Annotated in this window: 13 protein-coding genes and 1 tRNA gene; 12 read left to right on the top strand and 2 right to left on the bottom strand. The window is 35.1% G+C overall.

From position 1 onward, the window contains the following. From H3U49_RS08035 to H3U49_RS08025, 3 genes are all read left to right on the top strand, one after another. On the top strand, nt 1-903 hold the full coding sequence (locus H3U49_RS08035; protein WP_198180924.1) for an ATP-binding cassette domain-containing protein: 903 nt from the start codon (nt 1-3) through the stop codon (nt 901-903). Nucleotides 904-964: 61 nt separating this feature from the next. Further along, the gene (locus H3U49_RS08030; protein WP_198180923.1) at nt 965-1498 is read left to right on the top strand and encodes a ClbS/DfsB family four-helix bundle protein; all 534 of its coding nucleotides are present in this window, start codon (nt 965-967) and stop codon (nt 1496-1498) included. Nucleotides 1499-1787: 289 nt separating this feature from the next. Then, complete coding sequence (locus H3U49_RS08025; protein ID WP_198180922.1) at nt 1788-2546, top strand: GntR family transcriptional regulator; 759 nt, start codon at nt 1788-1790, stop codon at nt 2544-2546. A gap of 70 nt (nt 2547-2616) precedes the next feature. Here H3U49_RS08025 and H3U49_RS08020 read toward each other — a convergent pair whose 3' ends face one another. Both H3U49_RS08020 and H3U49_RS08015 read right to left on the bottom strand, forming a co-directional pair. After that, nucleotides 2617-3201, bottom strand: coding sequence for a TetR/AcrR family transcriptional regulator (locus H3U49_RS08020; protein WP_198180921.1), 585 nt, complete (start codon nt 3199-3201; stop codon nt 2617-2619). A 325-nt stretch (nt 3202-3526) separates the two neighbouring features. Continuing rightward, nucleotides 3527-4267: a CPBP family intramembrane glutamic endopeptidase gene (locus tag H3U49_RS08015; RefSeq protein WP_198180920.1), complete on the bottom strand. Its 741-nt coding sequence runs from the start codon at nt 4265-4267 to the stop codon at nt 3527-3529. Nucleotides 4268-4557: 290 nt separating this feature from the next. Between H3U49_RS08015 and H3U49_RS08010 the strand changes: the two genes are divergently transcribed. The 9 genes from H3U49_RS08010 (at nt 4558) to H3U49_RS07970 (ending at nt 13023) form a co-directional block, all read left to right on the top strand. Beyond that, nucleotides 4558-5406 (top strand): aldo/keto reductase, encoded by an 849-nt coding sequence (locus H3U49_RS08010; protein WP_198180919.1) that lies wholly within the window; start codon nt 4558-4560, stop codon nt 5404-5406. A 284-nt stretch (nt 5407-5690) separates the two neighbouring features. Then, the gene (locus H3U49_RS08005; RefSeq protein ID WP_198180918.1) at nt 5691-6839 is read left to right on the top strand and encodes a CDP-glycerol glycerophosphotransferase family protein; all 1149 of its coding nucleotides are present in this window, start codon (nt 5691-5693) and stop codon (nt 6837-6839) included. Between the two features lie 3 nt (nt 6840-6842). After that, nucleotides 6843-8273, top strand: coding sequence for an oligosaccharide flippase family protein (locus H3U49_RS08000; protein WP_198180917.1), 1431 nt, complete (start codon nt 6843-6845; stop codon nt 8271-8273). 2 nt (nt 8274-8275) lie between these two features. Then, a complete protein-coding gene (locus H3U49_RS07995; protein WP_198180916.1) occupies nt 8276-8974 on the top strand; it encodes a glycosyltransferase family 32 protein in 699 nt (232 codons plus the stop codon). A 1-nt stretch (nt 8975) separates the two neighbouring features. Continuing rightward, nucleotides 8976-9431, top strand: a complete 456-nt coding sequence (locus H3U49_RS07990; protein ID WP_198180972.1) for a SprT family protein — start codon at nt 8976-8978, stop codon at nt 9429-9431. A 109-nt stretch (nt 9432-9540) separates the two neighbouring features. Next, nucleotides 9541-10221, top strand: a complete 681-nt coding sequence (locus H3U49_RS07985; protein ID WP_198180915.1) for a MarR family winged helix-turn-helix transcriptional regulator — start codon at nt 9541-9543, stop codon at nt 10219-10221. Nucleotides 10222-10300: 79 nt separating this feature from the next. Further along, nucleotides 10301-12052 (top strand): ABC transporter ATP-binding protein, encoded by a 1752-nt coding sequence (locus H3U49_RS07980; RefSeq protein ID WP_198180914.1) that lies wholly within the window; start codon nt 10301-10303, stop codon nt 12050-12052. A gap of 72 nt (nt 12053-12124) precedes the next feature. Beyond that, nucleotides 12125-12210, top strand: a tRNA-Leu gene (locus tag H3U49_RS07975). Nucleotides 12211-12375: 165 nt separating this feature from the next. Next, entirely contained in the window at nt 12376-13023 is a 648-nt protein-coding gene (locus H3U49_RS07970; protein WP_198180913.1) for a glycoside hydrolase family 73 protein, read from the top strand. Nucleotides 13024-13062 lie beyond the last annotated feature (39 nt).

Raw genomic sequence — 13062 nt, 5'->3', positions numbered from 1 at the left:
ATGACTAAAAATATCTTAGAAGTTCATCATTTGAAGCAATATTTTCCAGTTGCAAATAAAAAAATAGTTAAAGCGGTAGATGATGTGTCCTTTAACATTGCTAATGGTGAGACTTTTGGCCTGGTGGGTGAGTCAGGAAGTGGAAAGACCACTATTGGACGTTCAATTATTCGTCTTTATTGGCCTACTGCAGGTGAGGTGATTTTTGAGGGTGAACAAATAGCGGGTCATTTAAGTAAAAAGCAGACTGCCAAATTGCGTAAAGACATGCAAATGATTTTTCAAGATCCTATGTCTTCACTAAATCCTCGTAAAAAAGTCGGTGACATAGTCAAGCTGGGGTTAGATATTCATTATCCAGAATTATCTAAGGATGAAAAATTGCAAAAGGTTATAGAAATGCTCAAAGTAGTCGGGCTTGATTCATCCTTTGTTAACCGTTACCCACAAGAACTTTCCGGAGGTCAAAGACAAAGGGTTGGTATTGCCAGAGTGGTGATCATGCATCCTAGACTTATTATTGCAGATGAAGCTATTTCCGCTTTGGATGTTTCAGTACAAGCCCAAGTTGTCAACCTTCTCCAACGAATACAAAGAGAAAGTGGCAGTGCCATGCTCTTTATTGCCCATGACTTAGCAATGGTTAAGCACATTTCAAGTCATATAGGCGTGATTCATTTGGGACATATTGTCGAAATTGGACCTACAGAAGCAATTTTTGATGATCCTGTGCACCCTTATACAAAAAGTTTGCTAACTGCTATTCCCACGACTAATCCGGTAGCAGAACAAAATAAAAAATTATCAGATTATCATGCATTCAGGCAACAGTATGAAAATAAAGAAATGGTAGATTTAGGCAATGATCACTATGTAATAGACGATGGGTCGTGGACTAAGTAAAACTCTTTATGATAAAATATTGATAAATAATTTTTAATATTATCAAGAAAAGGAATAATAGATGCCACGTCCTAAAAGCAAGCAAGAATTAGTTGCTGCAAGTAATTCGTCATACCAAAAGATAGTTGATTTAATTGCTAAGTTGCCGGAAAAAGCTCGCACTGGCAGTTTCAATTTTGATACGAGTAAATTAAAAGAAGCCCACTGGAAGAGAGATCATAATGTACGTGACGTTTTGATTCATTTATATGAATGGCAAAAATTGTTGCTAGAATGGGTTAAAAGCAATCAATCTGGTGAAAGCAAAGAATTTTTGCCTGAAGGGTATAATTGGCGCAATTATGGTGAAATGAATCAAGAATTTTGGCAAAAACACCAATCTACCTCACTTGCAGAAGCAGAAAAGCTGCTGGCGACTAGTCATAAACAAACTATGGCTTTGCTTGATAGCTTTACGGAAGAACAACTCTTTCAAAAAAATGTTTTTCCTTGGACTGGTAATAATGCATTGGGTACTTACTTCATTGCAAATACTAGCAGTCATTATGAATGGGCTTTAAAGAAGTTACGAAAATATCAAAGATCCTTGAAATAAGGGCTCATGAAAACCGTTAGCGTAAAAGCTGACGGTTTTTGTTTTGAATGGGCTACTTATTAAATAAATTAGAGTTTGGTCAATTTATTTAAAATACTGGTGAGAAAACATATACAGCTATGGCTCTAAGTCAATATTACAGGATTTAAAATATTTTTAGAGTGCTTTGATTAGTATAATCGTCCCAACTTTTAATACAGTTATAATTTTAAATGACTGTTATACTAATCTTTGAGTTTGTTATTTCTATTTTAATTTAGTAATATTGAATAATTAAGGAAGTGTGATAATGAATTCTGTCAAAACAATAGCTGGCGTACCACTTTACAAAAAAATTTACTTAGATATCAAACAAAAGATTCAGCAAAATATCTTTAAAACTGATGAAAAATTGCCAAGTGAACAATATTTGTGTCAAAAATATCAGGTTAGCAGAATAACAGTGCGGAAAGCTCTGAAATTATTGACTGATGAAGGACTGGTAGTTACTATTCAGGGTAAAGGCTCCTATGTTAATGTCAAAAAATTGACGGGGAGGCTGGAACAAATTGAAGGATTTTCTGAATTTGCTGAGTCGCGGTCTAAGACAAATAAAAAGATCATTTTAAAAAGAGAAATATTACAAAACGCTAAAATTGCTAAGACTTTACAATTGCCTGAACAAACAGATTTAGTCTACATTAAAAGAATATCGCAAACAGGAAATGTGCCCATGGCAATTGATGAAGCGTGGTTATCAGCTGAACGTTTTCCTGATTTACTCAGAAATATTCATGAAGAAACATCACTATACAAATACCTGGCAGATAAGTATCATGAAACTTTAGCAAGTTCATATCGTGAAATTAGTACCATCCTACCCAGCAGTGAGCAAGCCAGATTATTGGCATTAACGAATGTGGTACCACTATTTGATGTGAACAAGACTGTTTATAATCAATTTGATCAGCCGCTGGAGTTTTCACATTATGTAGTAAGAGGAGACAAAATGATTTATACTATTGACTCCAAAAATGATAGTAATATTTATCTTAATAACAAAAAGTGATCATACACTTGCAAATTTGACATTATTAAAAAAACGGTCAGCTGGACAATAAATTCAACTGACCGTTTTGTTAATTTTCAGGCTTTAAATGATGAGCGTATGTGCGAATATTTTTTTGCATAAAGGCGTTGGATTGAGTTTGAAAAACAGAATTAGGAAAAGAATGCTGCATGATGGCTTGACCTAAATTGAGTAAAACTAAGTTGTCAATTTCAATTTTTTTATCTATATCTTCAGCAATTTCTCCTCTCTTTTGCATTTGTTCAAACTTTTCAGCTAAAGTTTCTCTGAGTAAATCAAGTAACTTTTTAATCACTGTTTGCAGTTCCGGTAAATTTTGTGATTCACGAATGCCGGTTAAAAACAGTGCTAGATGCTGTTTTATAAAGCTTTGACATATAATAGACAAATTTATAATGTCTTTTTCTAAATTGCCGACTAGCTGATAATTTTTACCAATTAGTTGAATATCATTATGGTACTCAGATATGAGTTGCTGTAAAATGCCGTGTTTATCTTTAAAATGCCTAAACAGGGTACTTTCGTTAACTCGAGCAACTTGAGCAATTTTTTTAGTAGTGGTTCTTTGATAGCCATTGTGAATTAATAATTGTGAGAAAGCTGTTAAGATTCTTTGTTCAACATTACTGCTCATTTTGACTGCCCACCTTAACTCAACTCTTGAATTTTTAACACTGACTGCTTGTGTCTAATTGTAACAATTATCACATTAACTAACAAGGCACTTAAAAGTAAAGCGCATAATCAAATTTGGTATTGTGTTAAAGAATTTATCGCTAAAGGTTAAAACATTTTGTATTCCATAGTAGACATGTGAGAAATATTGGGCTGCCCCGTAAAGTGGGCATTCAAGCTTCTATCTGAGAGTCATTTTTTCCTAAGAAGGCCTAATTTAGTGCAAAAAAAATCATAACCAGAAAAATTTCAGTTATGATTTTAAATTTATTTAAAATAATTTTCTACTTTGTTGCTAACAATAAAATTAGAAAAGCTACTGTATCAAACAAGAAGTGGACTAAAAAGCTGACCCAGATATTATGGGTTTTGATGAAAGCCCAATTTAAAACTAGACGTGTAAATGCCAATCCTAATATGACATAACCCAGATTGTAGTCATAAGTTGATAGGTGCAGTAGTGCAAATATTAAAGCCGAAACAATATTACCCCATAATAAAGGGTGAGGCATATGGCAAGAATCAGCTAATTGGGTCACAGCTAGTAAGGGCATGATTGCTAAGAATTCTTCACCCAATATTTGGATAGCGCTGCTAAAGCGTTGATAAAGAAAAATGAGCCAAACATGAGGCGTCTTCATAGTCAATCCTGCAGCTGCATTACCTGAAACAGAGCCAAATAATTTTTGAGAAATAGTGCCTGATAACACAGATACGATGTAGGCAAAGATAAAGAAAACAAGAATCCAAAGCCATTCCTTAGCATGTGGCACGTGAAATAATTGGTGCCATCTTTTACCAGTAGCAATTTGGACACCGATTATTTGAATTACTAAAAAAATGGTTACAATTAACAACTGAAAACAAGCAGCTGCTAAAGAGGGATGATTTTCATCAAAGACTAAATTATCAGGTATTTGTATACCAGGCATGACTAAACAGCAGTATGCAATTATGTTAGAAAATAGTATTAATAACCATTTTTTACCAGATAAGTGAAATGAATTTGTTAAATTATTTGTCATTGGAATTCACCTTTTTATTTTTGATTCTATATTGTCACTCTTAAAAATACAATCGCAAAGCTTGTGAAAAGAAAAACAATATTTTTTTTACTTAACTGTTTTAATGAAATTCTGATATTTCAACTTAAAGGTGAATTTGCATTAATAGAGGCTAATGAACATGTGTTACAATTAATTATATTAGGGTTGAAAATTTATTGTATAAAAAATATAAAATTTCAATTTATTTGCGAAGATATAAATAACTATATATACACAATAATACCAAATGGAATTTAAGGAGGCTACTTATGAAAAAGGTTACTATCAATAATCAGGTTCTGCCAGCCTTAGGTATTGGAACTTGGGAAATGGGGGACAATTCCGAAGATAGAGAAAAGGAAATCAAAGCTATTCGATCAGGGCTTGATGCAGGCTTGAAGGTGATTGACACAGCCGAAATGTATGGCAATGGTCATTCGGAAGAACTAGTTGGTGAGGCGATAGCGCCTTATCAAAGATCACAAATTTTTCTAATTTCCAAAGTTTTGCCCCAAAATGCTTCTGCACTCAAAATGCGGCAAAGCTTAGAAGCTAGTCTTAAGAGGCTGCAAACTGATTATTTAGATCTGTACCTTTATCATTGGCGCGGAATGGTGCCTTTGGCGGAGACCGTTTCTGAATTGCAGTCTTTGCAAGATGAAGGACTAATTCGGTCTTGGGGCGTATCAAACTTCGATATCGATGATATGCAAGAACTCTGGCAATTGCCGGATGGTCAAAACTGCGTTGCTAATGAGGACTTATATAACCTAGAAACCAGAGGAATTGAATATAGTCTGTTGCCTTGGCAAAGGAAACATAATATGCCGTTGATTGCCTATAGTCCACTAGGTCGAGGGCCAAAAATGGGCAGTACAATGACCAAAAATGAGGCAGTCTTACAGGTGGCTGAAGATCACGAGGCAAGTCCTTATCAAATTTTACTTGCTTGGGTAATGCAACAACCAGATGTTTTGGCAATACCAAAAAGTAGTAGTTCAAAACACTTATTATCTAATCTTAAGGCGCTAGATATTGAGCTAACAAAGGAAGATTTACAAGTTTTGGAACAGGCTTATCCGAAACCAGATCATAAAGAGCCTCTGGCAATATATTAAAAAACAATGCTTGTGTATTAAGCCCCAATATGTCAACTTTTATACAGTCCGCCAAAGGTAAAAAATATTGATATATTACTAAAAATTTCTTTAATACTGTATTTTTGCTTCTTTTTAATTGTGGATTCTTTATATGAGCAATGCAAATCGTTGAAAAACGGCAGCTAATAAAATAATTTATAAGCCATAATCATTAAAAAACTAAAAAATAAAGTAAAAAAGCTTGAGTTCTCTCAGGCTTTTTCTGTACTCTTATACTAGGTAAGAAATTGGGAAGTTGAATAATGAAGAGTTTTTTATTTCGTTTATATTTGGCGGCAATGAAATTAATTGCTCGTTTTACACCAGTGCAAGATAATAAAGTGGTGATTCTAAATGGCGCAGGTAGATCAGGGTCGAATGGTTATTTGTTCGGTAAATATTTGCAAAAAAATCATCCTGAATATGAAGTTATTACCGTTGAACCTTGGCCGTCCTCACATTTATCGTTAAAAACTTGGCGAAAAATCGGTGCAGCAAAGTTTGTGTTAACGACACACCAGCCATTTAAAGTTCATGCCAGACAAATCAATATTCAATTCTGGCATGGTATTCCGCTCAAGCGCATGGGATTTATGGCTAATAATACTAGTCGCAAAACTGATCAGCGTAATGCTAATTTATGGCAAAAAAATGCGGATATTGTTTGTTCAAGCAGTGATTTATACGAAAGTCTAATGAGTGCCTGCTGCGCGATTGAAACTAACAAATATCGAAAAACTGGGTTTCCTCGTCTTGATGCCTTGAAAAATCCTGCTATTAGTAAAAAGAAACTATTAACTGACTTATTCAAAGCTAAAGATGAAGATGATGACGCTCAAATTGGAATATACATGCCAACTTTTCGTTATGAAATGGACGATCGACAAATTATGACGCAAGTTGAGCAGGGTAATTTCTTTACATTGCCTGATTTTGATGCTGTGAAGCTGAATAATTCTTTAAAAAAGAACCATCAGTATTTAATAGTAAAGTTGCATCCCTATGAAATGAATCTGTTTAAACACTTGCGGAGCAGCTTTTCAAATATTGCCTTTCTCAATAACGACTACTTGTATCAACTTGATATTGATTTATATGAACTTTTAGGTAATACAGACTTTTTAATTACTGATTTTTCTTCGATTTATTTTGATTATTTAAACATTGATAAGCCAATCATATTCATTACCAATTATTTGCGACAATATGAAAAAAAGCGAGGACTTTTAATGGGTCCTTATGAAGAAATTGTGCCTGGACTGTGTGTGAAAACGCAGCAGGAGCTGATTAAGGCACTTGTAATGCCTGATCAATTCAGTCAAAAGCGGCACTACTGGCTAAATTTAACTAATGAGGTACAGGCTGGTTCAAATTGTGAAAATGTCTTTAAGTTGTTAAAAAACAGAGGGTAAGTTGTGAAAAGAACATTTTTAAACATTCTATATAATGCGGTTTACCAGATATTTTTGGTATTAGTACCGCTAATAACCGTGCCTTACCTTTCCAGAATTTTAGGCCCTAAAACATATGGTATTTATAGCAATGTGAATAATATTGTTCAGTTCTTAATGATATTCTGTACACTGTCTGTGTCATATATTGGTATGAGGACAATTTCGCAGATTAGAGCTTTTGGCAGTGGTCAAGATCTAACTAAAGCTTTTTGGGGATTATGGTACTTTCAGGCAATAGCCGGCTTGGTGACAATTGCATTAGTAATTGCTGTAACCAGTTTTTTCCATATTAAGTACGGTCAATATTTGTTATTAATGGTGCCTTACCTTATTTCAGCCCAAGTAGATATTTCCTGGTTCTTTCAGGGTCTGGCTGATTTTGGCCGGGTGGTTTTAAAAAATACTGCTGTTAAACTAGTATCTGTTATTTTGATTTTATTATGGGTTAAAAGTCCTGGTGATCTTTGGAAGTATATGTTGATTATGTCGGTTTCAACTATGTTGGGATCATTTGTCTTTTGGTTTGATATCCACCGTTATGTAGGTGGACCTGTCAAACACTTTTATCAATATCGTGCGACTGTTAAGGCAATCATTACCCTTTTAATTCCGCAAATTGCTACCCAAATTTATACTTCTCTCGATAAACCTATTTTGGGCCTTTTTCAAAATTCGACGCAGGTTGCTTTTTATGACAATTCACAAAGAATTTCCAATATGGTTTTGGGAATTGTAACCAGTATTTCCTTAGTTATTATGCCTAAAATGGCGGGTGAAGGAAAAAAAGAACAACGGGTTATTTTAAAAAAATCTTTGGAAGCAACAGTGATGCTGGGAACATTATTTGCAGTTATTATTATGGCTAATACTAAAGAATTTGTGCCTTTCTTTTTTGGGCATAAATTTATCCCAATGACGCCTTTGATGTTCTTCTTCACTTTGACCATCATAATGATTCCCACAGGTGGAGTTTTTGCTAACCAATTTGCACTTGCAAACCACCGAGACCGAGATTATGCCATTCCCGTTATAGTGGGAGCCATTTTAGAAGTAGTATTAAGCTATTTTTTGGATCAGTTTTATGGTGCAACAGGAGCAATGATTGCAATTTTAATTACCGAGTTTATAGTTTTGCTTTTACGACTATGGATTGTGCGGGATGGTTATGATTTTAAATATTCTTTTCGTGAAATTCCTAAATATTTTATAATTGCAATTATTGTTTTGGCAGTGGGGATGCTTCTGCCACAAATGTTTACATCAGCATTTCTTAATATGCTAGTCAAATCAATCATTATGTTTGTTTTGTATATAGCTCTAATGTTCTTGTTAAAACTAGACTTTAATCAAGACATAATTTTGCTATTAAAGAAATTTTTTACTAGAGGTTAAATATGATTCCCAAAATAATTCACTATGTATGGGTGGGGGGCAACCCTAAGCCTAAAAACATTCAGCGTTGCATGAAAACTTGGACAAAGCATTTGCAAGACTACCAAATAATCGAATGGAACGAACAAAATTTTGATATCCACGAAAATAAATATGTTGAGCAGGCTTATCAAGCTAAAAAATGGGCATTTGTTTCCGATTATATCCGGGCTAAAGCTGTCTATGAAATGGGCGGCATTTATATGGATACTGACGTTTTAGTCTTGGACAATTTGCATGATTTATTAGGTAATAGAGCTTTTGTCGGTTTTGAAAATAAGGAGAATCCCTTTACAGCAGTATTTGGCGCCGAAAAAGGTCATCCATTAATTAAGGACATGCTTTCTTATTATGATGACCGTGATTTTACATTTGATAAGCAGGACCAATTGGCGGGAGTCAATACTGTATCGGTGTCTGACATTTTAAAAAACAAGTATCATGCTCAGCCCAATAACAAAGAACAGCAATTGCAGACCGGTTTACACGTTTATCCGGATGGCGTTCTTTGTAATCCGTCAGCACAATCAAAGACAATCCACGTATTTACCGGTACGTGGATGGAAGGTGCTAAACCATTAAAAAGAAAATTAGTTACAGCTCTTAAAGTCAGGATTAAAACAAAAAAAGAGGCAGCTCTTTATGCCAAACTTTTCAGGTAACATGACGGAAGAAGAGTTGCAAAAATTGGTGGAAAATATCTCGCGCACATCTTTTGGCAGACAGTTTAAGCACCAAGTAAAAATTAATAAGCGCATGACAACAACTGGTGGTCGGTATCATTTAGATGATCACCACATTGAAATTAATGCGCATTTTTTAGTGCCGCAATATTATCAAGAATTGATTGGCATAATTAAGCACGAATTGACGCATTACCACTTACATTTAAATCACAGAGGATATCGTCATCAAGACCATGATTTTAAAGTTTTACTTAATAAAGTTGGTGGTTCAAGGTATGCCCCGGATATTGGTCTCAGACGCAAAAGAAAAGCAAAGTACTTATACATTTGCACAGTTTGCGGACAAAAGTATTGGCGAGTTCGCCGGCTAAATTTACGACGATATGCGTGTGGTCATTGTAAAGGTAAATTAAAACTGGTTGACTATGGATGAATAAAAAAATTAAACATTTTTGTTTGACAAACTGTTAGGTACCAAACTATAATTTAATTGTAAATTATATTAGGTACCTAACTTTTTATTACATAAAAGGAGCTTAATTATGAGTCAAACAAGTGATCAACTAATGAAACAACTTCATTTTATTTTGCGGGCTAGTCGTTATTATATGTTTCAAAACAAAGAACCGATATCGGGACAAAAACGGGTATTGGCTGTTTTAAAACTTGAAGACGGTTTAACCCAAAATTATTTAGCTGAAATTTTGGCTTTGAAACCTGGTTCTTTAGCTGAATTATTGAAAAAAATGGAACTAAAAGGTGATATCTCACGTGAAGTTGATGAGCAGGACAAACGTGTTAAACGTGTTTATCTAACAGCAACTGGGAAAGAAAAGGCTGCCAAGCTGGCTGAATTAAAAGACAAGCAAGATACCGAGCCTTTCTTTGCCGGTTTGACTGCGCAAGAGCAGGAGCAATTTGGTCAATATTTGCAAAAAATTGCTGCTGGCTGGGATGAAGATTTTAAGGAAAAAGCCACTGATTTTGTTGATCCTGCCTACCGTATGGAAAGGATTAAAAAATGGCGCAAATATGCTGCAGACCATGACTTCTCCAGGTCTGATATGCGAGACATGTGCCGCCACATGTATAGGAAGCATCACTGCCATCATGACTTTGAACCACGTGACTTTACCAAAAATTGTTATAATTATGATAAGATGCATAAATATGATCGGGACTTTTGGCGCAAATTCTGGCATAATGAAAATGAAGAATTATAATTAGCAAGATAAATAAAGAGCTTTTCAATTATTGAAAAACTCTTTTATTTAGTCTAACTAAGGAAAGCCGGTATCTTTTATGGCATTCAAGTCACTTAAAGATAAAACACAAAGTGTTAAATTCAGTGATTTTTTAAACTTGTTAAAAAGTTTGAATGTTAAAAAATCGTTATTTGCATTAGGGCTGTTTCTCAGTCTGATCACAAGTGTAGCAAATTTGGCTTTACCATTGTTAACCAGAGAATTAGTAGATACTAGCAAGTGGGATGATTTTAATTATTCGAGCTTAATTATTATTATCATTGTTTTTGTCCTTCAATTAATTTTAGGAACAGTGGGCGGATTTGTTTTGCGCTATTTTGGTGAAAGCGTTGTTAAAAGTCTGCGCGAACGCCTGTGGGGTCATCTTTTAAAGCTGCCTGTAAGTTATTTTGATGTTACTAAAGTAGGTGAAAGCAGTTCTCGTTTGGTTAATGATACGGGAATTATTAAAGATTTGCTGGCTTCTCAATTTCCTAACTTTATTACTGGGGCAATACAACTATTTTTCTCATTAATCATCTTATTTGTGATGGATTGGCAAATGGCCACCTTAATGTTTACCGTAATCCCTATTGTGGTAGTAATTTTATTGCCAATTGGTCGCATTATGGTGAGACTTGGTCGCAAATTGCAGTCAGAAACAGCTAAATTTAACGGTGATGTCAGTGAAAAATTGTCTGAGGTACGTTTAATTAAATCCAGTAATGGCGAACAGTATGAACAAGAATCGGGTAACCACAGGATCAAGAAGATTTTTACTATTGGCGTATTGGACGCTCGGGTTGAAGCTATTTTGCAGCCGATTATCATGACTTTGATGATGGCGGCTTTTGCAGGCATTCTGGCATTTGGTATTATTCGCGTAGGTCAGGGTTCTTTGACCAGTGGTTCTCTTGTAGCATTCTTACTATATCTGTTTAACGTGATTGCACCAGTTGCTAATTTTGCAACTTTCTTTTCACAGATACAAAAAGCCTTGGGTTCAACTGAACGCATACAAGCAATTTTACAAATTGAACCTGAAAAGAATTTAAGTCATCATACTTTTGATTTGAGTAATAAAACGTTGACAGCACAAAACGTTAGCTTTAACTATGTTAAAAATGAACCCGTTTTACAATCTATTTCATTTGTTTCAAAACCCAACTCTGTAATTGCCTTTGTGGGACCTAGTGGTGGCGGCAAATCTACCATTTTTGCCTTATTAGAACGCTTTTATCAGCCTGAAAGTGGCAAATTCACTATTGGGGATGAAGATATTCAAGATATTGACCTGGCAAATTGGCGCTCCCAAATAGGCTATGTTTCTCAGAACAGTGCTATTTTTTCCGGAACGATCCGGCAAAATTTGGTTTACGGTTTAACCAGAGATATGACTGACGATGATCTCTGGCACGGGCTTGCATTGGCTTATGCCGATCAATTTGTGCGTGAATTTCCTGATCAAATGGAAACTGAAATTGGTGAACGGGGAATTAAACTATCTGGTGGTCAGAAACAACGTTTAGCTATTGCCCGAGCTTTTTTGCGTAATCCTAAAATTTTGATGCTGGACGAAGCAACGGCAAGTCTGGACTCGGAATCCGAGGGAAAAGTGCAACAGGCTCTTGATAAACTAATGGTCAATAGAACCACATTGGTTATCGCACACCGCCTGGCTACGATAGTTAATGCTGATCAAATTTATTTTGTAGAGAACGGTAAAATTACAGGTCATGGTACTCACCACGAATTAATGCAAAATCACAGTTTGTATGCCAAGTATGTAAATGAGCAAATGGTCGATTAAAGCTTTTTAGCTAAAATGAGTAAGAAAAGTCTTGTGTTAAATTTAATTTTGGGTTATAGTATTGAATGTGTTGCGGGCATGGCGGAATGGCAGACGCGCAAGACTAAGGATCTTGTGATCGCTTTTAGATCGTGGAAGTTCGAGTCTTCTTGCCCGCATTTTTTAATGGAGCTTTGGCTCCATTTTTTTTGTATACTTAATTATATATGAGCAAAATTGTCATGTTAGCTTACTACTTTTATTTTAAAAATTAATTACATTGCATAATTTATACTCAAGAGAGGTTATACTTAAGAGGAGATTTTTAAAGCAAGGGAAAACAAATGGCGAGAAAACGAAAAAGCAAAAAATTATCTAATACAGCGATCATCATTCGAACATTTATAATTCTATTTTTATTGATTATTGCTTTTGCAACTTTTCGTTATTATCGCAGACAGGCAATTCAATCAGAGCAGATTAGACAGGAGCAGCTTGCTCGAGAACAGGCCAGGCAGAAGATCATCAGGCAACATAAAGCTTTTATCAGAGAAATAGGTCCCATAGCTAAAGAAGTAGATAAATCCTTCGATCTCTTGCCAAGCATCACGATTGCTCAGGCCTGCCTTGAAAGTGATTATGGCAAAAGCGATCTTTCACAAAAATACAATAACCTATTTGGCGTCAAAGGAAATAATCCTAATACTTCGGCAGTACTAAAAACCAAAGAGTTTGAAAAAGGCAAATGGGTAGTTGTTAAAGCTCGTTTTCAAATCTATGATTCCTATGAAGCTTCTATAAGGGCTCATGCCAGGCTATTCCAGAAGGGGACAACTTGGGATGCAAAACAATATCGTCACGTTCTGGCTGCTAAGAACTATCAAACGCAGGCTCGTGCTTTAGTTAAAGACGGTTACGCAACAGACCCCAATTATGCTGACAAATTAATTAAGTTAATCGAAGAATACGATCTTGCACGTTTTGATAAATAGAATGCAATCAACTCAAAATATGGTCATGATTTTTGGTAC

Origin of the sequence: Lactobacillus sp. W8174 (assembly GCF_016100975.1) — a bacterium.
GTDB lineage: Bacteria > Bacillota > Bacilli > Lactobacillales > Lactobacillaceae > Lactobacillus > Lactobacillus juensis.
The sequence above is the reverse complement of the archived record's forward strand: the minus strand, read 5'-3'. Positions and strand labels throughout refer to the sequence as shown.